This window comes from Rhodococcus sp. NBC_00297 (assembly GCF_036173065.1).
Classification (GTDB): Bacteria; Actinomycetota; Actinomycetes; order Mycobacteriales; family Mycobacteriaceae; genus Rhodococcoides.
In genome coordinates, this window is record NZ_CP108041.1 from 274,067 (window position 1) to 298,676 (window position 24,610).

Annotated in this window: 23 protein-coding genes and 1 pseudogene; 1 reads left to right on the forward strand and 23 read right to left on the reverse strand. The window is 70.1% G+C overall.

The features are described 5' to 3' along the window. Nucleotides 1-3 precede the first annotated feature (3 nt). The 16 genes from OG947_RS01210 to OG947_RS01285 form a co-directional block, all read right to left on the reverse strand. Nucleotides 4-1,971: a primosomal protein N' gene (locus tag OG947_RS01210; protein WP_328813940.1), complete on the reverse strand. Its 1,968-nt coding sequence runs from the start codon at nucleotides 1,969-1,971 to the stop codon at nucleotides 4-6. 110 nt (nucleotides 1,972-2,081) lie between these two features. Next, a complete protein-coding gene (gene metK, locus OG947_RS01215) occupies nucleotides 2,082-3,296 on the reverse strand; it encodes a methionine adenosyltransferase (protein WP_328812946.1) in 1,215 nt (404 codons plus the stop codon). 105 nt (nucleotides 3,297-3,401) lie between these two features. Continuing rightward, entirely contained in the window at nucleotides 3,402-4,712 is a 1,311-nt protein-coding gene (coaBC, locus tag OG947_RS01220; protein WP_056444715.1) for a bifunctional phosphopantothenoylcysteine decarboxylase/phosphopantothenate--cysteine ligase CoaBC, read from the reverse strand. Beyond that, nucleotides 4,709-5,014, reverse strand: coding sequence for a DNA-directed RNA polymerase subunit omega (rpoZ, locus tag OG947_RS01225; RefSeq protein ID WP_027505263.1), 306 nt, complete (start codon nucleotides 5,012-5,014; stop codon nucleotides 4,709-4,711). Before rpoZ ends, coaBC begins: the two co-directional genes overlap by 4 nt. Nucleotides 5,015-5,078: 64 nt before the next feature. Then, the gene (gmk, locus tag OG947_RS01230) at nucleotides 5,079-5,648 is read right to left on the reverse strand and encodes a guanylate kinase (RefSeq protein ID WP_056445214.1); all 570 of its coding nucleotides are present in this window, start codon (nucleotides 5,646-5,648) and stop codon (nucleotides 5,079-5,081) included. Nucleotides 5,649-5,721: 73 nt separating this feature from the next. Further along, nucleotides 5,722-6,042: an integration host factor, actinobacterial type gene (mihF, locus tag OG947_RS01235; RefSeq protein WP_027505261.1), complete on the reverse strand. Its 321-nt coding sequence runs from the start codon at nucleotides 6,040-6,042 to the stop codon at nucleotides 5,722-5,724. Nucleotides 6,043-6,234: 192 nt separating this feature from the next. Continuing rightward, the gene (pyrF, locus tag OG947_RS01240) at nucleotides 6,235-7,077 is read right to left on the reverse strand and encodes an orotidine-5'-phosphate decarboxylase (RefSeq protein WP_308115426.1); all 843 of its coding nucleotides are present in this window, start codon (nucleotides 7,075-7,077) and stop codon (nucleotides 6,235-6,237) included. After that, the gene (carB, locus tag OG947_RS01245; RefSeq protein WP_051613218.1) at nucleotides 7,074-10,478 is read right to left on the reverse strand and encodes a carbamoyl-phosphate synthase large subunit; all 3,405 of its coding nucleotides are present in this window, start codon (nucleotides 10,476-10,478) and stop codon (nucleotides 7,074-7,076) included. The genes pyrF and carB overlap by 4 nt, the downstream gene beginning before the upstream one ends. After that, the gene (gene carA, locus OG947_RS01250) at nucleotides 10,478-11,632 is read right to left on the reverse strand and encodes a glutamine-hydrolyzing carbamoyl-phosphate synthase small subunit (protein ID WP_328812947.1); all 1,155 of its coding nucleotides are present in this window, start codon (nucleotides 11,630-11,632) and stop codon (nucleotides 10,478-10,480) included. The genes carB and carA overlap by 1 nt, the downstream gene beginning before the upstream one ends. Beyond that, nucleotides 11,629-12,132 (reverse strand): PH-like domain-containing protein, encoded by a 504-nt coding sequence (locus tag OG947_RS01255; protein ID WP_027505258.1) that lies wholly within the window; start codon nucleotides 12,130-12,132, stop codon nucleotides 11,629-11,631. Before OG947_RS01255 ends, carA begins: the two co-directional genes overlap by 4 nt. Continuing rightward, nucleotides 12,133-13,449: a dihydroorotase gene (locus OG947_RS01260; protein WP_222631043.1), complete on the reverse strand. Its 1,317-nt coding sequence runs from the start codon at nucleotides 13,447-13,449 to the stop codon at nucleotides 12,133-12,135. Then, complete coding sequence (locus tag OG947_RS01265) at nucleotides 13,446-14,405, reverse strand: aspartate carbamoyltransferase catalytic subunit (protein WP_268788559.1); 960 nt, start codon at nucleotides 14,403-14,405, stop codon at nucleotides 13,446-13,448. The genes OG947_RS01260 and OG947_RS01265 overlap by 4 nt, the downstream gene beginning before the upstream one ends. Continuing rightward, nucleotides 14,402-14,977 carry a bifunctional pyr operon transcriptional regulator/uracil phosphoribosyltransferase PyrR gene (gene pyrR / locus OG947_RS01270; protein ID WP_056444721.1) on the reverse strand — a complete coding sequence of 192 codons (576 nt, stop codon included), beginning with the start codon at nucleotides 14,975-14,977 and terminating at the stop codon, nucleotides 14,402-14,404. The genes OG947_RS01265 and pyrR overlap by 4 nt, the downstream gene beginning before the upstream one ends. 90 nt (nucleotides 14,978-15,067) lie before the next feature. Then, nucleotides 15,068-15,628 carry a transcription antitermination factor NusB gene (gene nusB, locus OG947_RS01275; RefSeq protein ID WP_051613217.1) on the reverse strand — a complete coding sequence of 187 codons (561 nt, stop codon included), beginning with the start codon at nucleotides 15,626-15,628 and terminating at the stop codon, nucleotides 15,068-15,070. After that, entirely contained in the window at nucleotides 15,629-16,192 is a 564-nt protein-coding gene (gene efp / locus OG947_RS01280) for an elongation factor P (RefSeq protein ID WP_027505254.1), read from the reverse strand. It abuts the gene before it with no gap. A gap of 100 nt (nucleotides 16,193-16,292) precedes the next feature. Beyond that, nucleotides 16,293-17,402 (reverse strand): M24 family metallopeptidase, encoded by a 1,110-nt coding sequence (locus OG947_RS01285; protein WP_328812948.1) that lies wholly within the window; start codon nucleotides 17,400-17,402, stop codon nucleotides 16,293-16,295. A gap of 119 nt (nucleotides 17,403-17,521) precedes the next feature. Between OG947_RS01285 and OG947_RS01290 the strand changes: the two genes are divergently transcribed. Further along, entirely contained in the window at nucleotides 17,522-18,115 is a 594-nt protein-coding gene (locus OG947_RS01290; protein WP_222631037.1) for a B-4DMT family transporter, read from the forward strand. A gap of 12 nt (nucleotides 18,116-18,127) precedes the next feature. On the opposite strand, the gene aroB is transcribed toward OG947_RS01290, so the two are convergent. The 7 genes and pseudogenes from aroB to ruvX form a co-directional block, all read right to left on the reverse strand. Beyond that, on the reverse strand, nucleotides 18,128-19,237 hold the full coding sequence (gene aroB, locus OG947_RS01295; protein WP_328812949.1) for a 3-dehydroquinate synthase: 1,110 nt from the start codon (nucleotides 19,235-19,237) through the stop codon (nucleotides 18,128-18,130). 191 nt (nucleotides 19,238-19,428) lie between these two features. After that, nucleotides 19,429-19,941 (reverse strand): annotated as a pseudogene (locus OG947_RS01300) (shikimate kinase); the annotation flags it as partial. A gap of 77 nt (nucleotides 19,942-20,018) precedes the next feature. Then, entirely contained in the window at nucleotides 20,019-21,206 is a 1,188-nt protein-coding gene (aroC, locus tag OG947_RS01305) for a chorismate synthase (protein WP_027505250.1), read from the reverse strand. Nucleotides 21,207-21,218: 12 nt separating this feature from the next. After that, nucleotides 21,219-21,770 carry a prepilin peptidase gene (locus OG947_RS01310; RefSeq protein ID WP_328812950.1) on the reverse strand — a complete coding sequence of 184 codons (552 nt, stop codon included), beginning with the start codon at nucleotides 21,768-21,770 and terminating at the stop codon, nucleotides 21,219-21,221. 79 nt (nucleotides 21,771-21,849) lie between these two features. Further along, entirely contained in the window at nucleotides 21,850-22,689 is an 840-nt protein-coding gene (locus OG947_RS01315) for a shikimate dehydrogenase (RefSeq protein WP_328812951.1), read from the reverse strand. Beyond that, nucleotides 22,686-24,035: an endolytic transglycosylase MltG gene (locus tag OG947_RS01320; RefSeq protein WP_051613215.1), complete on the reverse strand. Its 1,350-nt coding sequence runs from the start codon at nucleotides 24,033-24,035 to the stop codon at nucleotides 22,686-22,688. The genes OG947_RS01315 and OG947_RS01320 overlap by 4 nt, the downstream gene beginning before the upstream one ends. Next, nucleotides 24,032-24,610, reverse strand: coding sequence for a Holliday junction resolvase RuvX (gene ruvX / locus OG947_RS01325; RefSeq protein ID WP_051613214.1), 579 nt, complete (start codon nucleotides 24,608-24,610; stop codon nucleotides 24,032-24,034). Before ruvX ends, OG947_RS01320 begins: the two co-directional genes overlap by 4 nt.

Below are 24,610 nucleotides of genomic sequence, written 5' to 3' on the forward strand. Positions count from 1 at the left end.
CGTTCACCCTATGCGGAGCGGGTCGACCTGGATTCGCAGCGCCGACGCGGTCTTCTTCGCTCCCACCACGGCCCGTGCCTCACCGAGTGCGCGGGAGAGGGCGGCACCGGACGATCGCGGGACGCGGACCAGCATCCGCTCGACAGGCGCGGACGAGTCGGCGTCGATCTCGCTGCCGAACGGCAGCCGCTCGCCGGGTGGCAGGTCCACGGGTCCCAGCGTGACGGCGTCGTCCGGGAGCCGCGCCGAGTCCAGCAGGGCGCGCAGCGATTCGGTGGTGCCGTCCACGGCGGCGATGTGCACCGCGGGTGGAAACCCGACCTCGGTGCGTTCGGAGAGTTCGGTGCGCGCGTGTCCGACGGAGTCCCACCGCACCAATGCCTGCACGGTGGGAAGTCCCGAATCGGCGACCACGACCACCTCACCGCCCTCGGCCGACGGGCGCACGAGGGTGGCGGCGGCCATCCAGCGGCGAAGGGTCTGCTCTGCGGCGCGCAGATCAGCTCGACCCAGCAGCGCCCACCCGTCCAGCAGCAGCGCGGCACCGTAGCCGCCGTCCGCGACGGGTTCGGCGCCCACGGTGGACACGACGATGGCCGGGCCGGCCGGCACCGTGTCGAGCACCGAGGTGCCGCCGGACTGTCGCACTGTGACGCCGCTGAACGCCCGGCCCAGCTCCTCGGCGGTCCGTCCTGCGCCGACCACGACGGCGCGCAGTGCTCGTGAACCGCACGTGGGGCACGAGTACGACGGGTCGGCGGTGCCGCACCACTTGCACGTGGGGCTGCCCGCGCCGTCGGCACCGGGCGCGGACGGCAGCGCCAGGGGTCCGTGGCACCGTCGGCACCGGGCGGGCGTCCTGCACTTGGAGCAGGCGAGGGAGGGCACGTACCCGCGCCGCGGGACCTGGACCAGCACGGGGTGCCCGGCGGTGAGCGACGCTCGGGCCGCCGCGAAGGCGATCGCCGGGAGTCGCGCCGCACGCGCTCCGGGGTCGCGGGCGAGCGCGTGGTCGCTGTCCGCGAGAGCGGTGACCCGTGGAACGCGCCCGCGGACGGTGTCACGTGTTGCCACGAGATCGTGCGCCCACCCCGTCTCGACCAGAGCCTGTGCCTCCGCCGTCCGGGAGAACCCGCCCACCACGGCGGCGCACCCGGCTCGGTGTGCACGCAGCAACGCGACCTCACGGGCGTGGGGGTACGGCGCACGCGGCTCCGACAACGAGTCGTCGCCGTCGTCCCAGACGACCATCAATCCCGGGTCGTGCACCGGGGCGAAGACGGCGCTGCGCGTGCCGATCACGACGCGAGCGCGGCCACGAGCGGCGGCGAGCCACCGTCGGTAGCGTTCGGCGGGACCGAGCCCCGCGGCGAGCGCGACCACCGCGTCGTCGTCGAGGACGGCTCGGCAGGCCGTGTCCACGCGATCGAGATCGCGCTGGTCCGGGACGACGAGAACGGCTCCCCGTCCCGACGACACGGCCACGGCTGCCAGGTCGGCGAGCCGGGCGGCCCAGTCCTCCCCAGGCAACGCCTGCCAGACCGCCCGCGGCGCCCGACCGCCGCCGAGCGCGTCGAGGAACTCGGCGCCGTGCCGGTACACGGACCACTCGTCCCGGCGAAGGACGGGGATCGACTGCGCACCGGAGGCGAGGGATTCGTTCTCCACCCGCGCGTGTCGGGGTGGGACCGCGAGACGTAGAACATCCGGACGGGTGCCGGCGTAGCGCGTCGCGACGGCGTCGACGAGACCGAGCAGTTCTGGGCCGAGCACCGGCTCGGCGGAGACCACCTTGTCGAGGAAGCCGAGCTTCCCCGGATGGTCGCTGGTGTCGAGGCGGGCGAGCAGGAACCCGTCGACCAGACGCCCGGCGAAGCGGACGCGCACACGCACACCGGGTTGCGCCACGGCATCGAGTTCGGCGGGGACGACGTAGTCGAAATCGCGATCGAGGTGGGACAACGCGAGCATGGGAAGCACGCGGGCGATGGGCCGGGTGGGGGCCGGTGAGCGCACACCGGACGCGGTGGCACTCACCGACCGACCCCTTTCAGACGATGATCACGAAGTGGAGCGAGACGTCACAGACCTGCGGCGGACCGCAATTTCTCGGCACGGTCGGTGTTCTCCCACGGCAGATCGATGTCCGTGCGGCCGAAGTGGCCGTACGCCGCGGTGGGCGCGTAGATCGGACGCAGCAGGTCCAGATCACGGATGATCGCGCCGGGACGCAGGTCGAACACGTCGGTGATGGCGGACTGGATCTTGAGCGGATTCACGTTCTCGGATCCGAACGTCTCGACGAAGAGACCGACGGGAGCGGCCTTGCCGATGGCGTAGGCGACCTGCACCTCGACTCGTTCTGCAAGGTCTGCGGCCACGACGTTCTTGGCCACCCACCGCATCGCGTACGCAGCGCTGCGGTCGACCTTCGACGGATCCTTGCCCGAGAACGCGCCGCCGCCGTGGCGGGCCCAGCCGCCGTAGGTGTCGACGATGATCTTGCGACCGGTCAGGCCGGCGTCGCCCATCGGCCCGCCGAGGACGAACTTGCCGGTGGGGTTGACGAGCAGGCGTACCGACGAGGTGTCGAGCGAGTCGTGCCCGAGCTCGGCCAGTACGGCCTCGAGGACATGGGTCCGGATGTCCGGGGTCAGCATGTTGTCGAGATCGATGTCGGCCGCGTGCTGGGTGGAGATGACCACGGTGTCGAGGCGAACGGCCTTGTTGCCCTCGTACTCGATGGTGACCTGGGTCTTGCCGTCGGGACGCAGGTACGGCAGCACCTCGGTCTTGCGCACCTCGGTGAGGCGACGCGACAGCCGGTGCGCCAGTGCGATCGGCAGCGGCATGAGCTCGGGCGTGTCCTTGATGGCGTAGCCGAACATCAGGCCCTGGTCGCCCGCACCCTGACGGTCGATCTCGTCGTCGGTCAGACCCTCGACGCGGGACTCGTGCGAGTTGTCGACGCCCTGGGCGATCTCGGGCGACTGCGCGCCGATGGCGACGTTGACCCCACAGGAGTTGCCGTCGAAGCCCTTGGCCGACGAGTCGTAGCCGATCTCGAGTACCTTCTCGCGCACGATGTGCGGGATGTCGGCGTACGCGGTGGTGTTGACCTCACCGGCGACGTGAACCTGCCCGGTGGTCACCAGGGTCTCGACGGCGACGCGTGCGCGCGGATCGTCGGTCAGGAGCGCATCCAGGATGGAGTCGCTGATGGCGTCACAGATCTTGTCGGGATGACCCTCGGTGACGGACTCGCTGGTGAAGAGCCGACTGGCGGACGTGCTCACAGATGTTTCCTCTCGTACACGCATGAATGTGTCGACATGATCGAACCGCTCCCCGAGACGCCAGTCGACGATAGACGGAGCCACCGACGTCTCGAGTACTGCGGGTCACCGCGAGTCGTCGGCGCTCGTACACTCCTGCGACGTCGGTGACGGTTGACGCACGCGCAACAGGGGCACCAACGCATCGATCACACGAGACGACATGAGCGCCTTCGATCCGTGTTCGAGCGCCAGCTCGGTCCCGTCCGCGGACAGGATCCAGCCGTCGTTGTCGTCCATCTCGAATGCTTTACCCTCACCGACCGCATTCACAACCAGGAGGTCGCACTTCTTGCGTGCCAGCTTGGCGCGGGCGTGCGTCAGCACGTCGCCGTGCTGGTCGCCGGTCTCGGCCGCGAAGCCGACGATCGCGGCGTCGGCGGCCAGGTCGCCGGCATCGCGTGCCGCGACGAGGCCGGCCAGGATGTCGGCGTTGCGCGTGAGCGGGATGGTGTCCGGCTCGTCGGCACCCTTCTTGATCTTGCTGGTGGCGAGCGTCGTCGGCCGGAAATCGGCGACGGCCGCGGCCATGATCACGGCGTCGGCACCGACGGCGGCGGCCGTGACCGCGGTGCGCATGTCCTCGGCGGTGCGGACCGTCTCGACGCGGACACCGGCAGGAGCGGACAGGTCGCTGGTGTAGCCGGAGATCAGCAGCACGTCGGCACCGCGCTGGGCGGCGACCCGCGCGAGCGCGTAACCCTGCTTGCCGGAGCTGCGGTTGCCGAGGAACCGCACCGGGTCCAACGGCTCGCGCGTGCCGCCGGCGGAGACGACGACGCGCCGCCCCTCGAGGTCACGAGGCAGCGCATCGGGTCGCTCGAGCAGCAGCTCGGCGATGCCGGCGATCTCGTCCGGCTCGGGCAGACGGCCCGCTCCGGTGTCCTTGCCGGTGAGCCGACCCGAGGCCGGCTCGATCACCGTGACACCGCGCCGGCGCAACGTCGCGACGTTCTCGACGGTCGCGGGGTGGTCCCACATCTCGGTGTGCATGGCCGGCGCGAACACGATCGGGCACCGCGCGGTGAGCAACGTCGCCGTCAACAGGTCGTCGGCGCGTCCGGCAGCGGCCCGCGACAGCAGGTCGGCCGTGGCCGGGGCGACGACGACGAGATCGGCGTTCTGGCCGAGGCGGACGTGCGGTACCTCCGGCACGTCGGCGAACACTCCGGTGTGCACCGGGTTGCCCGACAACGCCTCGAAGGTCGCCCGGCCGACGAACTGCAGCGCCGACTCGGTGGGGACGACGCGGACGTCGTCACCCGCCTCGGTGAAGTGGCGGATCAGCCCGCACGCCTTGTACGCGGCGATCCCTCCCCCGACACCGACCACGACGTGACGCCGTGTCGTCGTGTCCGAAGGAGACAGGGAACTCACTCGCCTTCGACGTGCTCGAGAAGGTCGGCGTGGATCTCGCGCATGGCGATGGACAGCGGCTTCTCCTGCAGACCCGGTTCGACGAGGGGGCCGACGTACTCGAGGATGCCGTCACCGAGCTGGTTGTAGTAGTCGTTGATCTGACGCGCGCGCTTGGCGGCGTAGATGACCAGCGCGTACTTCGACGACGTCCGGTCCAGCAGCTCGTCGATGGGCGGGTTGGTGATGCCCAGCGGGGTGTCGTACGTCGCCACGTCGATACGGGAGAAGGAATCGGACACGTTCGCCAAGGGACTACTCACAAATGCTCCTGAAGATTCACCGGGGCGGATGCCTCGGAAGAGAAAACTGGTGTTACCTGTGCGGTCACGCGGTCCCGAACTCACCGTTCGGGACGCCACCGACCAATAAGGATACCAACTCCGCGCACGCTCGGTCGACATCGTCGTTCACGATGACCGTGTCGAACTCGTCGGAGGCCGCCAGCTCCTCGCGCGCGGTCTCGAGCCGACGCTCGATGACGTCCTGCGGTTCGGTGCCGCGGCCGGTGAGCCGACCCACCAGCACGTCCCAGGAGGGCGGCGCGAGAAACACGAGCAGAGCCTCCGGGGCGGCGGCACGGACCGCGCGCGCACCCTGTAGATCCACCTCGAGGAGAACCGGCTCACCGGCGGCGAGCGCGCGACGCACGGGCTCGGCGGGCGTACCGCTGCGGTGCAGGCCGCGGTGGATCTCCGCCCATTCGAGGAGATCACCGGCCTCGATCATGCGATCGAACTCCGCGGCGTCCACGAACCGGTAGTCCTGTCCGTGCACCTCGCCGGGGCGGGGATCGCGCGTCGTCGCCGACACGCTGAAGTACAGATCGGGAAGCTGCTGACGCACCTTCGCGACCACACTGGACTTACCGACGGCGGAAGGGCCGGCCAGTACCACCAGCCGGCCCTTCCTGAGCGAGGAGTCCTCGCTCGACACTGCCGTCGACTCGTTGTCGGTCGACACGTCGCTGTCAGGCCTCGAAGTCGAACCTGGCGAGAAGCGCCTTGCGCTGACGATCGCCCAGTCCGCGCAGGCGGCGGGTGGGTGCGATCTCCAGCTCGGTCATGATCTCCTGAGCCTTGACCTTGCCGACCTTGGGCAGAGCCTCGAGCAGTGCGGACACCTTCATCTTGCCGAGGATTTCGTCCTCTTCGGCGTCCTTGAGGACCTGCTTGAGGTCGGTTCCGCCGCGCTTGAGGCGTTCCTTGAGCTCAGCCCGGACACGACGAGCTTGTGCCGCCTTCTCCAAGGCAGCAGCGCGCTGCTCATCGGTCAACTGGGGAAGGGCCACGGTTCCTCCGTCTCATCGGTGAATCTCTGTCGAGAAGTGCATTCCGTACCCGCGTCACGCGATGTGCGCGAGCCGGCCGTTCTGGTACATCCAGTCACTGCCACCGGATTGACCAGCGGCGATAGCGACCGTACCCGGGCAGGGCGCCGATTGCGAACTTGCCCCCCGCCGCCGTGTCGCCGCGATGGTGGTCTATGCGAGGGCGTGCTCGACGGTGTCGCGAGCGACGATCGCCGCCTCCCGTAGAGCGGCCACGTCCGGACCGTGTCGCAGGACGTCGCGGGAAGAGTTGGGCAGCAACAACTCTGACGAACCCTGGAACAGGGAGGGCAGGTCCTGCGCGGTGGCACCCTGGGCGCCGAGTCCGGGCGCGAGGATCGGCCCCGAGAACGTCCGCAGATCGAGCCCGTGTCCGCGTGTCGCACCCACCACGAGACCCATGACGTCGTCATTCGCCCGCGTGTTGACCGCCGCGGCCTCGTCGACCACGGCCTGCGCGACGCTCGCACCGGTGGCGGTGACCGCCTGCTGCAGCGCCGCGCCCTCGGGATTCGACGTGCGTGCGAGCACGAACAGGCCGCAACCGTGCTCAGTCGCCTGCTCGACGAACGGCGTCAGCGCACCCACCCCGAGGTAGGGCGAAACCGTCACGGCGTCCGAGGCGAGTGGTGAGGACGGGTCCAGCCACGCCCGGGCGTACGCCTCGGACGTGGACCCGATGTCCCCACGCTTCGCGTCCGCGACGACGAGCACGCCCGCCGCACGCAGATCGGCGATGGTCCGCTCGAGCACGGCGAGTCCACCGGACCCGAAGCGCTCGAAGAACGCCACCTGCGGCTTGACCACCCCGATGTCCGACGCGAACGCCTCGACGCAGAGCCGCGCGAAGCGGTCGAGGCCCGCCACGGTGTCGTCGAGGCCCCACGACGCGAGGATCCCGGAGTGCGGATCGATGCCGACACACAGGCGTCCCCGCGACCGGACCGCCGTGGTCAGCTTCCTGCGCCACACCCCGGCCTCCGGACTTCCCGTCACCGAGGGGTGACCGGGTCGGTCGTGGCCGTCGGCCCGGTGCCCGCTCGCAGGTACGTCGTGAGCGAGCTGTGCAGATCCTGGAGCGACTGCACCCCGATGTCGCCGCGGATGCTCGCCTCGATCCCCTGCACCGCGGCCGCGGCACCCTGCACGGTGGTGATGCACGGGATGTTGCGCGCCACCGCGGCGCTGCGGATCTCGTACCCGTCGACCCGCGGGCCGGAGTTGCCGAACGGTGTGTTGAACACCATGTCGACCTCCCCCTCGCGGATCAGGTCCACGATGGTCCGCTCGCCGTCCTCGAGCACGTCGGAGTGCTTGCGCACCACGTCGCTGCTGATGCCGTTGCGGCGCAGCATCTCCGCCGTTCCCTCGGTCGCGAGGATGCGGAAGCCCAGATCGGCGAGCCGCTTGACCGGGAACACCATCGACCGCTTGTCGCGGTTCGCGATGGACACGAAGATCGACCCCGTCGTCGGCAGCGAGCCGTACGCGGCGGTCTGGCTCTTCGCGAACGCGGTACCGAAGTCCGCGTCGATTCCCATGACCTCGCCGGTCGACTTCATCTCGGGGCTCAGGAGGGTGTCGACGCCACTGCCGTCCGCCTTGCGGAACCGGTTGAAGGGCAGCACGGCCTCCTTGACCGCGACCGGTGCATCGAAGGCAGCGTGCCCGCCGTCACCGGTGGGCGGCAACACGCCGTCCGCCCGCAACTCCGCGATGGTCGCGCCCAGAGCGATCCGGGCCGCGGCCTTCGCGAGCGGCACCGCCGTGGCCTTGGAGACGAAGGGCACCGTGCGGCTCGCACGAGGGTTGGCCTCGAGCACGTAGAGCACGTCGTCCTTGAGGGCGTACTGCACGTTGAGCAGCCCGCGGACCCCGATCCCGAACGCGAGCGCCTCCGTCGACCGGCGGACCGCGTCGATGTCGGTGCGGCCGAGCGTGATCGGGGGCAGCGCGCACGCGGAGTCGCCGGAGTGGATGCCGGCCTCCTCGATGTGCTCCATGACGCCGCCGAGGTAGACCTCGGTGCCGTCGCACAGGGCGTCGACGTCGATCTCGATCGCGTCCTCGAGGAACCGGTCCACCAGCACGGGGTGCTCCGGCGTGAGCTCGGTGGCGCGGGAGATGTAGTCGTCCAGCGACGCCTCGTCGTAGACGATCTCCATGCCGCGTCCGCCCAGCACGTACGACGGACGCACGAGCACGGGGTAGCCGATCTCGCTCGCGATGCGCTTCGCGCCGTCGAACGTGGTGGCCGTGCCGAACTTCGGCGCGGGCAGACCGGCGGCGACGAGCACCTCACCGAACTCCTTGCGGTCCTCCGCCAGGTCGATCGCCTCGGGCGACGTGCCGACGATCGGCACACCGGCGTCCTGCAGTCGCTGCGCGAGACCGAGCGGCGTCTGCCCACCGAGCTGGCAGAGGACACCGACGACACCGGGTCCGCCCTCGCCCGACTCCTTCTCCGCCAGGTACACCTCGAGCACGTCCTCGAACGTGAGCGGCTCGAAGTACAGACGATCCGCCGTGTCGTAGTCGGTGGAGACGGTCTCGGGGTTGCAGTTCACCATCACGGTCTCGTAGCCGGCGGCCGAGAGCGTCGTGGCCGCGTGCACGCACGAGTAGTCGAACTCGATGCCCTGGCCGATGCGGTTGGGACCGGAGCCCAGGATGAGCACCTTGCCGAGCGTGGTCTGCGGGGCCACCTCGGTCTCCGCGCCGGGATCGAGCTCGTACGTGGAGTAGTGGTACGGCGTCTTCGCCTCGAACTCCGCGGCGCACGTGTCGACGGTCTTGAAGACGGGCCGCACTCCCAGCCGGTGGCGCAGCGAGCGCACCCCGTCCTCGCCCGCGAGCTCGGGACGCAGTGCCGCGATCTGCCGATCGGACAGGCCCGAGTGCTTCGCCCGACGCAGCAGGTTCTCGTCGAGGACGGGAGCGTCGAGCAGCCGGGTCCGCAGTTCCACCAGTCCGGCGATCTCGTCGATGAACCACGGGTCGATACCGGACGCGGCGGCGACCTCCTCGACGGTGCCGCCGAGGCGCAGCGCCAACTCGGCGTCGTAGATGCGTCCCTCGGTGGGAACCTTCAGGTCGGCGAGCACCGCCTGCAGATCGTGCGCCCGGTCCCCCGCCAGCACCTCGTCCGACGTGGTCCAGAATCCGGTGGCCTTGGTCTCAAGCGACCGCAGCACCTTGCCGAGCGCCTCGGTGAAGTTGCGGCCCAGGCTCATCGCCTCGCCGACCGACTTCATCGTCGTCGTGAGGGTGGCGTCGGCCCCCGGGAACTTCTCGAACGCGAAGCGCGGCGCCTTGACGACGACGTAGTCCAACGTCGGCTCGAAACAGGCCGGTGTCTCGCCCGTGATGTCGTTGACGATCTCGTCGAGGCTGTACCCCACCGCGAGCTTCGCCGCGATCTTGGCGATCGGGAATCCCGTCGCCTTCGAGGCGAGTGCACTCGACCGCGAGACGCGCGGGTTCATCTCGATGACGATCAGACGACCGTCCTTCGGATCGATCGCGAACTGGATGTTGCATCCGCCCGTGTCGACGCCGACCTCGCGGAGGATGGCGATGCCCAGATCGCGCATCTTCTGGTACTCGCGGTCGGTGAGCGTCATCGCCGGAGCGACCGTCATGGAGTCGCCCGTGTGCACACCCATCGGGTCGACGTTCTCGATCGAACACACGATCACCACGTTGTCGCGGTTGTCGCGCATCAGCTCGAGCTCGTACTCCTTCCACCCGTAGATGGACTCCTCGATGAGCACGTTGGCGGACGGCGACGCGGCCAGTCCGCCGCCGGCGAGACGCTCGAGATCCTCGGTCGTGTACGCCATGCCGGAGCCGAGCCCGCCCATGGTGAAGCTGGGCCGGATGACGACGGGCAGGCCGAGTTCGGCAACGGTGTCGTGCACCTCGGCCATCGTGTAACAGACACGCGACCGGGCACTCTCGCCGCCGACCTTCGCGACGATGTCCTTGAACTTCTGGCGATCCTCACCGCGCTGGATCGCCTCGAAGTCGGCTCCGATGAGCTCGACGTCGTACTTCTCGAGGATCCCCTGCTCGTGCAGCGCCACCGCGCAGTTGAGCGCTGTCTGGCCGCCGAGCGTGGCGAGCACCGCATCGATGGGATGGCCCTCGGCCTTCTCCTTCGCGATGACCTTCTCGACGAACTCCGCCGTGATGGGTTCGACGTAGGTGGAGTCCGCGAACTCGGGGTCCGTCATGATCGTCGCCGGGTTCGAGTTCACGAGGCTGACCCGCAGGCCCTCCTCGCGGAGCACACGGCAGGCCTGCGTTCCGGAGTAGTCGAACTCGCAGGCCTGACCGATGACGATCGGTCCGGATCCGATGACCAGGATGTGCTGGAGGTCTGTGCGCCGTGGCATTACTGGCCGGCTTTCTTGTCGAGGAGCTGCAGGAAACGGTCGAAGAGGTACTCGGCGTCGTGCGGACCGGCCGCGGCCTCGGGGTGGTACTGCACCGAGAACGCCGAGTCGTCGAGCAGGCGGACACCTTCGACGGTGCCGTCGTTCGCGCACGTGTGGCTGACGATCGCCCGGCCGAACGGGGTGTCGAACTCCTCGCCGGCCTCGCCCTCGAGCGCGAACCCGTGGTTCTGGGCCGTGATGGAGACGCGGCCCGTGCCGTGTTCGATCACCGGGATGTTCATGCCCCGGTGACCGAAGGTCATCTTGTAGGTGGAGCGGCCGAGTGCGCGGCCGAGGATCTGGTTGCCGAAGCAGATGCCGAACAGCGGGGTGCCGTCGCCGAGCACCTGCTCGGTCAGCCGCACCACCGAGTCTGCGGTGGCCGGGTCGCCCGGTCCGTTGGACAGGAACACGCCGTCCGCGCCGAGTGCCCGCACCTGGTCGATGTCGGCGTTCGCGGGGACCACGTGGACCCGGATTCCCCTCTGCGCGAACATGCGTGGCGTGTTCGACTTGATGCCGAGGTCGACCGCGACGACGGAGTACCGGGGCTCGCCCTCGGGGTCGACCGTGTAACCCTCGGTCGTGCTCACCTCGCCCGCCAGATCCGCACCCACCATGCTCGGCTGGCCGCGCACGGTCTCGATCAGCGCGTCGACGTCGGTGAGGGCCTCGCCGGAGAAGATGCCGGCCTTCATCGACCCGCGGGTGCGCAGGTGCCGCACCAGCGCGCGGGTGTCGATCTCGGCGATGCCGACGACGTCCTGCCGCGCCATCTCCTCGCCCAGGGTGCCGGTCGAGCGCCAGCTCGAGCTGCGGCGGCTGGGGTCGCGGACAGCGAACCCGGCGACCCACATACGGGAGTCGTCGGCGTCGCCGGTGCGTCCGACGGACTCGTTGTCCTCACCGTTCCAGCCGGTGTTGCCGATCTGCGGGGCCGTGGCCACCACGATCTGGCGGTGGTAGCTCGGATCGGTCAGCGTCTCCTGGTAGCCGGTCATGCCGGTGCAGAACACCGCCTCGCCCAGGGTCGAACCCCGGGCTCCGAACGCGGTGCCACGGAAGATGCGCCCGTCCTCGAGGACCAGTGCCGCGGCGTCCTGGGTGCTCACGCGGTCTCCTTCTCGTCACTGCTCGTGTCGTCCACCCACTGCGGGTAGACCGTCTTGTCGTCGGCTCGGAAGCCGGTGTCGATCTCGGTGCCGGTGGGCAGTTCCCAGCGGACGACCAGCAGGCCGTCCCTGGTCATGACCTTGCCGGCGAGGCCACGCTCGGTCCGCACGGCGCGGAGCGAGTCGGCGGGCATCCAGATGTCGGACTCCCCCGTGCGCTCGAGCAGGATGCCCGTCTCATAGCGCGTCAGCGTTCCGGTGGCGCGATGGCCCATGTCGCCCACGGCGATCCGGTTCTGCCAGCTCGGGGCCAACGTCGATCCCACGTACAGACCTGTGCAGGCCGGGGTGACGACGGCGCCGAGCTGCTCCGGCACGGCCGGGAGGGTTCCGATCGCGTCGGCCTGACGCTTCTGACGGTTCTTCCAGCCCCAGATGATCAGGCCGATCATGGCGACCCAGAACACGAGGAAGCCGACCACCAACAGCACTCTGTCCATCTAGTTCATCCCTCCCGATGGCGCGGCCGCGACTCCGTCGCGGCTGGTGATCCGTCCGCGCAGCAGCGTCGCGGTGACCTTCGCGGGCAGCTCGAGCGACTCGTACGGGGTGTTGGCGGACAGCGAGGCCAGATCCTTCGGGACGACGGTCCACCGGACGTCCGGGTCGACGATCGTCAGGTTGGCGGGCTCTCCGACCGCGATGGGCCGACCCTGGTCGGTGAGCCCGACGATCTCCGCCGGTCGCTCGCTCATGACCCGTGCGACGCCGCGCCAGTCGAGCAGACCGGTCTCCACCATGGTCGTGACGATCACCGACAGGGCGGTCTCGAGACCGAGCATGCCGGGCCGGGCCTGCGAGAACTCGCAGCACTTGTCCTGCTCGGCGTGTGGCGCGTGATCGGTGGCCACGCAGTCCACGACACCCGAGGCCAACGCCGCGCGGAGTGCCTGGACGTCGGAGGCCTCCCGCAGCGGCGGGTTCACTTTGTTCACGGCGTCGTAGGTCTCGAGACGCGAGTCGTCCAGGAACAGATGGTGCGGTGTCACCTCGGCCGTGATGGCGATGCCCTGCTTCTTCGCCCAGTCGAGGAGCTCCACGGTGCCGGCGGTGGAGGCGTGGCAGATGTGGACGCGGCTGCGCGCGTCCCGCGCGAGGATCGCGTCGCGGGCGACGATGGACTCCTCCGCGGACCGGGGCCATCCGGTGAGACCCAAGCGCGCCGCGGTCGGACCCTCGTGGGCGACGGCACCTTCGGTGAGCCGCGGCTCCTCGGCGTGCTGAGCGATGAGCACTCCCAGGCCGGCCGCGTACTCGAGGGCACGGCGCATCAGCAGTGGGTCGGCGACGCAGTGACCGTCGTCCGAGAACATCCGGACCGCACCGACACCGGCGTTCATGGTGGCCATCTCCGCCAGGGCTTTGCCCTGCAGGCCCACGGTGACGGCGCCGACGGGGTGGACGTCGACCAGCCCGATTTCCTGGCCGCGACGCCACACGTGGTCGGTGACCACCACGGAGTCCGCGACCGGAGAGGTGTTCGCCATCGCGAAGACGGCGGTGTATCCGCCGAGAGCTGCTGCGGCGGAACCGGTCTCGATGGTCTCGGTGTCCTCGCGTCCCGGCTCCCGGACATGGGTGTGCAGATCGACGAAGCCGGGCAACAGAACGCCACCGGCACCGTCCACGATCTCGGCACCGTCGGGAACGGTGACGTCCGCGCCGATCGCGTCGATGACACCGCCCGACACCACCACGTCCACGGGATCACCCTCGCCGTAGGGGCGCACCGAGCGCAGCACCACGGTCCCGCTCATCGCGCGAGTCCCGGTGTCGGCTCGGACCCGATGAGCAGGCGGAACAGCACTGCCATACGCACGTGCACTCCATTCTGGACTTGTTGCAGGACGGCGGTCTCGGGGGCGTCGGCGACCGAGAAGCCGATCTCCATGCCGCGGAGCATCGGACCGGGGTGCAGCACCACCGCGTGGTCGGGGAGCAGATCGAACCGCTTCTGCGACAACCCGTATCCGATGGAGTACTCCCGCGCCGACGGGAAGAAGCCACCGTTCATGCGTTCGGCCTGGACGCGCAGCATCATGACGGCGTCGAGCGCCGGCAGCTCGGAGTCGAGCGACGGTGCCACGGTGACGGGCCACGTCTCGATGCCGACCGGCAGCAGCGTGCGCGGCGCGACGACCACCACCTCGGCACCGAGCGTGGCCAGCAGGAACGCGTTGGACCGGGCGACGCGGCTGTGCAGGACGTCACCGACGATGGCGATGCGGCGGCCCTCGATTCCGCCGAGACGCTGGCGCAGCGTCAGCGCGTCGAGCAGCGCCTGGGTGGGATGCTCGTGCGTGCCGTCCCCGGCGTTGATCACGGCCGGACCCGAGCCGTCGGACAGGGCCGTCCACTGGGCGATGCGGTGCGCCGCACCGGACGCGGGGTGCCGCACGATCAGGGCGTCCGCGCCGGCCGCTCGCAGCGTGAGGGCGGTGTCGCGCAGCGACTCGCCCTTCGACGCGGAGGAGCTGCTCGCGCTGACGTTGACGACGTCCGCGCTCATCCACTTGCCCGCGACCTCGAACGACACCCGGGTGCGCGTCGAGTTCTCGTAGAAGACGGTCATGACCGTCTTGCCGCGCAGGGTGGGGAGTTTGCGCACGTCACGGCCGAGCAGCGCCTGCTCGAAGCGCTCCGCCTCGTCCAGGATGTCGGTGGCGTCGTCGCGGCTCAGGTCCATCGTCGACAGCAGGTGCCGGGCACTCACGAGAGCTCCACCCCGTCTCGACCGTCGTGCTCGTCGAGCAGCACCGAGACGTCCTCGGTGCGCGCGGTCGGCACGTTCTTGCCCACGTAGTCCGCGCGGAGTGGGAGTTCGCGGTGGCCGCGGTCGATGAGCACCGCGAGCTGCACGGCCCGCGGACGCCCGAGATCGCGGAGAGCGTCGAGCGCGGCGCGCACCGATCGGCCGGAGAACAGCACGTCGTCGACGATCACGACGAGAGCGCCGTCCACACCGGTGTCGGGCATCGAGGTGCGCTCGAGCGCGCGATGGGGCTTGCTGCGCAGATCGTCGCGGTAGAGCGTGATGTCGAGAGAACCGACCGGCGGGCGGAGTCCGGAGTACTCCTCGATCCGGTCCGCGAGGCGCGTGGCGAGAGTGGAACCGCGAGTGGGGATACCCACGAGAACCAGCGGAGCGGCGTCGGCCGAGCCGAATGCGGTCTTCTCGATGATCTGGTGGGCCATCCGGGCGATGGTGCGGCCGACGTCCGCCGACGACAACAGCTCGCGGGACTGGCCTGCTGGACCGGGGGTACCGGGCTCGTCTGAGGACACGAGAACAGGTGACCTCCTTCTCCGCCTCACTGGACGGATCGTTAAAGGATGTCTGACGCGGTGACTATACCAACCACGCCGGGCTCGAACTCAGCTCGAGGCGGGCGGTACGGCGTCGTCGGCGGTGTTCTCCGTCACGGGCCGGCTCTGCGCCGCCGGACGCGCCGCCGCGGCGGCGCGCACCTGGGGTGCGACGAGCACGATCTGGCCCAGCACCCCGTTGACGAAGGACGGCGAGTCGTCGGTGGAGAGTTGCTTGGCCAGCTCGACCGCCTCGTCGACGGCCACCACCGGCGGGACGTCGACCGCGTTGAGCAGTTCCCACACCGCGACGCGCAGGATCGCGCGGTCGACGGCGGGGAGACGATCGAGAGTCCACTGGTGCAGGTGATCCCCGATGACCGAGTCGACGCGGTCGAGGTTCTCGGCCACTCCGGTCACGAGAGTCGTGGTGTACGCGTTGACCGGCGCCACCGTCTCCTCGTGAGCGGACAGCTCGCCGCGCTCGGTCGCGAGCACCACGGGATCGAGATCCCGAGCCTCGGCCTCGAAGAGGAAGTCGACGGCACGCTTACGCGCCTTGTGCCGTGCTCCGAGCTTCTTCGCCGCCGGCTTGCCCGGTGCGGCAGGGTTCTTGGAAGGCTCGCTCACTCAGGAATTCACGCGCCCGAGGTAGTTGCCGTCGCGGGAGTCCACCTTGAGCTTGTCGCCGGTGTTGATGAAGAGCGGCACGTTGATCTCGGCACCCGTCTCGAGGGTCGCCGGCTTGGTGCCACCGGTGGAGCGGTCGCCCTGCAGACCCGGATCGGTGTGCTGGACGATCAGCTCGACCGTGACCGGCAACTCGACGTACAGCGGGAGACCCTCGTGCATCGCCACCTGCACCTTCATGTTCTCGAGCAGGAAGCGCGAGACCTCGCCGATGGTCGCCTCGGCGACGGAGATCTGGTCGAAGGTGTCGCCGTCCATGAAGACGTAGTCCGAACCGTCGTGGTAGAGGTACGTCATGTCGCGTCGGTCGACCGTCGCGGTCTCGACCTTGACGCCCGCGTTGAAGGTCTTGTCGACGACCTTGCCCGACGTGACGTTCTTGAGCTTGGTGCGCACGAAGGCCGGTCCCTTACCAGGCTTGACGTGCTGGAACTCGATGATGGACCACAACTGGTTCTCGATGTTGAGAACGAGTCCGTTCTTGAAATCACTGGTGGAAGCCACTTGCTTCGCGTCTCCTCGTCGACTGTCGTCTCGGTCTCTCGGTACCCGGACGCCGCGCACGGCCTCCGGGCCTGACAAGCACTGGTCGGCAGGCCCTCGCCTACAGAACGGTGAACTCTTTGCTGGTGAGCGTCAGCAGTTCCGGCTCGTTCTCTCGAACGATGAGCGTGTCCTCGATCCGTACGCCTCCGCGACCGGAGAAGTACACGCCGGGCTCGACTGTCACCGCAGCACCGCAGAGCAGTGTACCGGTGCCGGTGGCACCGATTCCCGGCGCTTCGTGGATCTCGAGTCCCACGCCGTGGCCGAGTCCGTGCAGGAACTTGTCCCCGTGCCCCGCGTCCACGATGACCGAGCGAGCCGCTCCGTCCACCGCCTGCACGTCGGCGCCGGGGAGGACGGCGGCGCGTCCGGCGGCCTGGGACTGTTCGACGAGGGCGTACAGCTCGCGCTGCCAGTCCGCGGGGGCGCCCAGCACGTAGGTACGCGTCATGTCGGAGTGGTACCCGTCCACCTCCGCGCCGAAGTCCAGCTTCACCAGGTCACCCTGCTCGAGCACCGCACCGGTGGGGCGGTGGTGCGGCACCGCCGAGTGTGCGCCCGCGGCCACGATGGTCTCGAACGAGATGGCGTGCGCTCCCAGCTCGAGCATGAGGAACTCCAGATCGATCGCGACCTGCTTCTCGGTCCGGCCGGCGCTGATGCCGCCCCGCTCGATCAACGCGGCCAGCGCGGCGTCGGCGACACCGCAGGCGCGTCGCAGCGCGTCGATCTCGCTCTCGTCCTTGATCATCCGCAGTTTCTCCACCAGTCGCGGCATGCGCTGGAGCGAGAGCGAGGACGCGGCGTCGGACCATGCCTGATGCTCGTCGACGGACACGACGTGCGATTCGAATCCGACGGTCTGCCCGCCCCGCGCACCGCCGGCATCCTGCAGCAGGCGAACAGGGCCCGCGCGGTCGATCACCGCCGCGAGGTCGGGCACCTGCTCGGCCACCTGCGTCACGTACCGACCGTCGGTGCACACCACGGTGCCGGACTCGTCGGAGGCGGAGTCGTGCGCACTCAGCAGCAGCGCGGCATTGGAACCGGTGAACCCCGTGAGGTAGCGGACGTTGAGCAGATCGGTCACCAGGAGCGCGTCGGCCTCCCGGTCGCGGACGAGTTCTCGGAGGGCGTCGCGCCGTGCGGCGCGGTCGGAGGACGGCATCTCTCGAACCTACCGCCGCCGTCACCGACGGCCGGCGACACCGGTCCGCCCGACGACACCGCACCCGGATATGTGGGCAGAAGCACACGCGACCGACCGGGGTGATTACTGTGTGCAGCATGACTGGGTGGGTGGTTCGCGGTGTGGGGATGGCGCTGGTTCATGTGGTGGCACGAGTGCTGCTCGCGCTGGCGGTCTCCGCCTGGCCCGCGCAAGGGTCCGTGTTGCGCATGATCACGCTGGCCGCCGTCGTTCTCGTGGCCGTCGTGTGGGGCGGAATCGACGGGATCAACGCGCACCGCCGCGGCGACCACGGCGAGGGCCGGACAGATTTCACGATGCTGTGGCTGAAGGCGTCGGTCGTGGCCGGTGTTCTCGCCGGGCTCGTCTGCTGGGTGTTCTCGGCGGTGGCGAACCTCGCGGTGAGCAGCAACTCCCTCTTCTTCGAGGTCACCTCCGGCGCGGCGTTCACGATTCTGCTCGTCTTCATCCCCACGGTCATCGCCGTCACGGTGGGCCGCTGGCTGGCCGGACGCGGCGACGACAAGCAGGAGGACCTGCGGCCGGGCAAGAAGGAGGACGCGACCGAGCGCGACCGCGTCACCTCCGGAGCACCCGCACGGGGCGAGTCGGACGCCGACACCGAGGTCTTCGCGCCGGTCCGGGACTCCGATCGGCGCCCGAACCTCGCGAAGGGCGACCGCTCCTCCTGACCGACCCCGTCGTCAGAGGAAGATCGACGACCCCGTCGTCGGCTCCTCACGCGCCACTGCGGAGTACGCGGCGGCCAGGAGCGCCGGATCCGGTCCTTCGAGGCGGCCCGGCTTGGCCAGTCCGTCCAGCACGACGAAGCGCAGCAGCCCGTTTCGGTTCTTCTTGTCCGTCTGCATGCCCGACAGCAGATCGGCGAACGCGTCCGCGTCGTAGCTGACGGGCAGTCCCACCGCCTGCAGGATGCTGCGGTGCCGGTCGGCGACATCGTCCGACAGTCGCCCCGCGAGACGTCCGAGCTCGGCGGCGAACACCAGACCGACGGAGACCGCGGCGCCGTGGCGCCACTTGTACTTCTCACGGCGCTCGATCGCGTGTCCCAGGGTGTGGCCGTAGTTCAGGATCTCGCGAAGATCGGACTCCCGGAGATCGGCCGCGACGACCCGAGCCTTCACCTCGATGGAGCGCCGGATCAGCTCGGGCAACACCTCGCCCGTCGGGTCCAGCGCGGCAGCGGGATCCGCCTCGATGAGGTCGAGAATGACCGGGTCGGCGATGAATCCGGTCTTGATCACCTCGGCGAGCCCGGCCACGATCTCGTTGTGCGGCACCGTCTCGAGGGTCGCCAGGTCCACCAGGACGGCGGCAGGCTCGTGGAAGGCACCGACGAGGTTCTTCCCGGCATCGGTGTTGATGCCGGTCTTGCCTCCCACGGCCGCGTCGACCATGGCGAGCAGCGTGGTGGGCACGTGCACGATGCGGACGCCGCGCATCCAGGTGGCCGCGACGAAGCCGGCGAGATCGGTGGCCGCGCCGCCGCCCAGGCTGACCACGGCGTCGCTCCGCGTCAGACCGATGCGGCCGAGCACCTCCCAACAGAAGCCGGCGACGGCCAGTTCCTTGCCGTCCTCGGCATCGGGGATCTCGATGCGGTGTGCGTCGATCCCGTTGTCCGCCAGTGCTGCTCGGACGGCCTCAGCGGTCTCGGCGAGCGGAGGCTGATGGAAGATCGCGACGGTGCGCGTGCCCGCGAGCTGCTCCACCAGGTCGGTGAGCAGACCGCGACCGATGATCACGGGGTACGGGTTCGCCGTCCGGACGTCGATACGAACAGGTTCTGTCACGAGAGCGTCTCCTGTGCTGGGGGTGGATCCTGCGGTGGTCGGGTACGGCCGGTCCGTGGTGCCGACTGCCGCGGCAACGGTCCCGGATCGGTGGGGATCGGACGTCCGCCCTTGCGCCGGATCCGGCGCCGCGGCGAGGTCCGCTGCGGTGGTGCGGCCGGCGCGGGGACGCGGTCGGCGGGGGCGACGCCGAGACGGCCGAGCACAGCGGTGACGACGCGAGCAGGGCTGCGGCCGTCCGTGCGGACACGGATGGTGGACACCTCGCGGTACAGGGGTCGCCGAGTGCGCATCAGTTCGCGGTACTTCGCCCGCGGGTCCGAGCCGGCCAAGAGGGGTCGCGAAGCGTTGGCAGTGGTCGCACCGGTGCGCCGGAGGCCCTCGCCGACACTGATCTCGAGGTAGACGACGGTGTGACCGCGGAGCGCCGCACGAGTGCGCGAGGACAGGATCGCCCCACCGCCCAGGGACACGATGCCCGGATACGTGCGCAGCGCATAGAGCACGATGCGCTCCTCGATGGCACGGAACTCCGCCTCACCGCTCTCGGCGAAGATCTGCGGGATGGTGCGGCCGGTGTCCTTCTCGATGGCCACGTCCGTGTCGTACACCTGCGTGCCCAGGGCCTGAGCCAGCCGTCGGCCGATGGTGGACTTCCCGGCGCCGGGTGGCCCGATCAGCACCGCGCGCGGCGGACCGGACACCTCCCCGGCCTCACCGGTCTCCCCCGACCGGCCTCCGGCCTGCCCGGCATCCTGCGACCGGCCTCCGGCCTGCCCGGTCATCGCGGCGGACGGGCTTGCGCGTTCTCCACGTAGCGGCGCACGTTGCCGGCGGTCTCGGCGACGGAGTCGCCTCCGAACTTCTCCAGCGTGGCGCGGGCGAGCACCAGAGCCACCATGGTCTCCGCGACGACCCCCGCGGCCGGCACGGCGCAGACGTCGCTGCGCTGGTGGATGGCCACCGCACCCTCGCCGGTGGACATGTCCACCGTCGCCAGGGCACGCGGAACTGTGGAGATGGGCTTCATGGCCGCGCGCACCCGCAGCGGGGCGCCGTTGGTCATGCCGCCCTCGATGCCGCCGGCGCGGTTGGTGGTGCGGACGATCCCGTCCGGGCCGGGGAGGATCTCGTCGTGGGCGGCGCTGCCGCGGCGGCGTGCGGTCTCGAACCCGTCGCCGACCTCCACACCCTTGATGGCCTGGATGCCCATGAGTGCCGCGGCGAGCTGCGCGTCGAGCTTGCTGTCGCCGGTGACGAACGAGCCGAGTCCCACGGGAAGGCCGTGGACGACCACCTCGACGATGCCGCCGAGGGTGTCCCCGTCGCGCTTGGCCGCTTCGATCTCGGTGATCATGGACTGCTCGGCCACGGCGTCGAACGCCCGCACGGGGCTGGCGTCGATCGCCTCGATGTCTCCCGCCGACGGCTCCGGGCCCTCGTACGGGTCGGACGCGCCGATCGAGATGACGTGCGACAGGACGTCGACGCCGAGGACCTGTTTCAGGAACTGTCGCGCGACGGTGCCGACCGCGACGCGGGCGGCGGTCTCCCGTGCGCTGGCACGCTCGAGCACGGGCCGGGCGTCGTCGAAGCCGTACTTGAGCATGCCCGAGTAGTCGGCGTGGCCGGGGCGCGGACGGGTCAGGGGCGCATTGCGCGCGAGGTCGGCGAGCACGGCGGGATCGACCGGGTCGGCCGCCATGACGGTCTCCCACTTCGGCCACTCCGTGTTGCCGATCTCGATGGCGACGGGACCGCCGAGCGTCGAGCCGTGCCGGACACCGCCGATGACGGTGACCTTGTCGGCCTCGAACTTCATGCGGGCGCCGCGGCCGTAGCCCAGGCGTCGTCGGGCGAGCTGAGCTCCGATGTCCTCGGAGGTCACCTCGACTCCGGCCACCATGCCCTCGAGAATGGAAACCAGGGCAGGGCCGTGAGATTCTCCGGCAGTGATCCATCGCAACACGGATCGATCTTTTCACGTCCCGGCGTTCACCCACGCCACCAGGGTCGCCGCACACAGAGCGGGTCCGTGCGGAATCCCCGCCGCTCCCCCGGTTCGTCCCGTCATCACCGCCAGCACCAGCGTCGTCGTCGGTGCCAGCATGGCGGCCACCGTCCACACGGACGGCCCCGAGACCGCGCCCAGTCCCCCGAGTGCGAGGCACAGCTTGACGTCGCCGCCTCCGATCGATCCGGGTGACGCCACCGACCCGACGAGGTGCACACCGGCCAGAGCCAGGCCGCCGAGGAGCGCCGACTCGCCCCCACCCTGGTGGGCGGCTGCCAGGAGCACCGCACCCGCGGCGGGCAGCGTCAGATCGTCCGGCAGGCGGTGACGGACCAGGTCGACGAGCGCGACGGCACAGGACCACGCCCCGACCGCGAGGATCGCCACGTCGGTGGTGACCGCGCCGAGCGCGGCACCGACGACGGCGGCCGCGAGCAGGTCGGGCACCGTCGGCGTCACCCACCGACCGACGGTGAGAAGAGCGAGGCAACACAGCGCGGATCCGAGGAGGACGGTCATGCAGTCACGGTGGCACCGGTGACTCCCATGATCCGTGCCGCGGCGACCCGCCCGGGGACGACGGCGCACCCGGGGATGATCAGGACTCCCGCAGAGCCCGCTCCATCGCAGCACGCGGGGCAGGCATACCGGTGAACTGCTCCACCTGACCGAAGGCCTGGTGCAGCAGCATCGCGAGGCCGCCGACGACGACGCCACCGGACTCCTCGACCGCGGCGGCCAGCGGCGTGGGCCACGGGTGGTAGATCGCGTCCAGCAGCACGCGCGTCCCGCGCAGTGCGTCGATCATCGCAGCGCCGCCCTCGGGCGGGACGGTGGACACCACGACTGCCGCGTCCGCGACCGCTCGCGGCAGCGCGTCGTCGTCCGGTGCACTCCACCGGGCGGTGAGACCGGCGTCGCGAGCACAGACCAGAGCTCCCTCCGCCCGCTCCTCGTCCCGCGAGACGACGGTGACCGCGTCCGCCCCGAGATCGCGCAGAGCGACGAGCGCCGGGCGGGACGTTCCGCCCGCCCCGACGACGACCACCGAGGCTCCCGACAGGTCACGGACACCGACCGTGCCGAGGGCGCCCGTGACACCGTCGACATCGGTGCAGTCGGCGCGCCAGCCCGAGTCGGTGCGTACCAGGGTGTTCGCCGAGCCGACGGCGACCGCGCGCTGCGTTCGTTCGGTCGCACAGGCCAGAGCCGCGAACTTGCCCGGCATCGTCACCGACAGTCCCACCCACTCGGGTCCGAGGCCGTCCACGAACTCCGGAAGCCGTTCCGCGGTGCACTCCACCCGCTCGTAGGACCACCCGGTGAGCCCGAGCTCCCGGTACGCCGCCGCGTGCAGGATCGGTGAACGCGAGTGCGCCACCGGCGACCCCAGAACGGCCGCGCGCCTCGTCGACGAGGCGTCGGAGACGGACGTCACCGGCCGCTGTCGAGGAACCCGCCCTCGACCTTCGTGATGTTGTCCAGGTGCACCTGGTAGTCGTCGGTGAAGAGCGTCTCACCGGCGGCGTTGATGGTGACGAAGTAGAGCCAGTTGCCGGGCTCGGGAGCCTCGGCGGCCTGCACCGCTGCCACACCGGGAGAGCAGATCGGCGTCGCCGGCAGACCCTCCTTGGCGTACGTGTTCCACGGCGTGACGTTCGCACGGTCGGCGTCGGTGGTGGCCACCTCGGTGGTGTCCAGCGAGTAGTTGACCGTCGAGTCGAATTCCAGACGCTGCCCGATGGCGAGACGGTTGAGGATGACGCGCGCCACCTTGGCGAAGTCCTGCGGCAACGCCTCGCGCTCGATGAGGGACGACGCCACGAGCACCTGGTACGGGTCGAGACCCGAGGAGGCGCCTGCCTCCAGTAGACCGGTGTCCTCGTAGATCGCGGCACTCTCGGACACGAGTTGACGCAGGATGTCCGTCGGTGCGGCGCTGGGGTCGAAGTTGAACGTGCCCGCGGCGATGAGCCCCTCGAGCTGACGATCGCGATCCGGCACCTGCCGCACCGCGTCGGTCGCCCAGTCGGCGACACCGAGTGCGGAAGGATCGTCCCCCGCACCCGCGAGGTTCAGGTCGTCGTATGTCACGCACGGAAGACCCTCTCCGACAGCACAACTGGCCTCGGAGATCAGCGTGTAGATGCCCTTGCGGACGGCGCCGGTGTTGACATCGGTCGAGTCGTGCAGCTGACGGCCCTCGGCGATCTGGATCTGGCCCACTCGCGATGCCGGGTCCACCAGTGCGGAGACGGCGTCGGCCGCCGCCATCTGCGAGCGCATCCGATAGAAACCGGGCTGCACGGAGGTCATCGCGGTGTTCTGGACCGCGGCCTCGTAGAAGGCCGCCGAGCTGGCGGTGACGTCCTTGTCCGCCATCTCGGTCGCGATCTCCTGCGCGGTGTCGCCCGAGGCGACCTGCACCACCACGGCGTCGCCGCCGGGACCCGGGTAGTCCTCCGCGACCGCGGCCCCGCCGCCGGTGAACTTCGACACTCCCCACACACCTCCGACGGCCACGAGACCGACCAGGACCAGCACACCGAGTCCGCCGATGATGCGCGAGCGACGTTTGCGACCGGCCGCGGCGCGGTCGCGGCGGGTGTCCGCGCGGCTCGCGCGGCTCGGGCGGTCACCGGGACCCGACGCCACTCGCGCAGGACGGGCGCGGCGGTCGTCGGCGAGCGGCTGACGGCGCAGGTCGTCGACCGGGAGATTCAGCTCGTCGGTGTCCCACTCGTCGCGTCGGCCGGGCCGCTGTCCACGACCGTCGTCCGTCACGGGGTCGTCCCCGGTGTGTCCTGCTCCGGACCGTGATTCTCGGGCACCGTTGCCCCCTCCTCGTTCGCCTGGGCGACCATCTCTCGCGCCAGGACACTGCGGCGCTCGTCGAGCCACCCTTGCAGGATGGCGACCGCCGCCGCCTGGTCGATCATCGACCGTTGGTCTCTCGCGCGGACGCCGCTGTCTCGAAGACCACGCGCGGCACTCACCGTAGTCAAGCGTTCGTCGGACAGCCGCACCGGCACGCCGGGCAGCGCACGGTGCAGGACTCGGGCGAAACGGACAGCCAGCGTGGCGGCGGTTCCGCGCTCGCCGCGCAGCGTGCGCGGTAGACCGACGATGATCTCGACGGCCTCGTACTCCTCGGCGAGCGCGACGATCCGCTGGACGTCGGCCGAGTCGGTGTGTGTCTTCGCCGCGCGCGGGACCGTCTCGACGGGTGTGGCGAGGGTGCCGTCGGGATCGGAGGACGCCACCCCGACGCGCACGCTCCCGACGTCGATCGCGAGCCGCCGCCCCCGCCCCGGGTCGTCGGCGCCCGGCCGGTCGGGCGCGGAGCTGCCGGCGGCCAC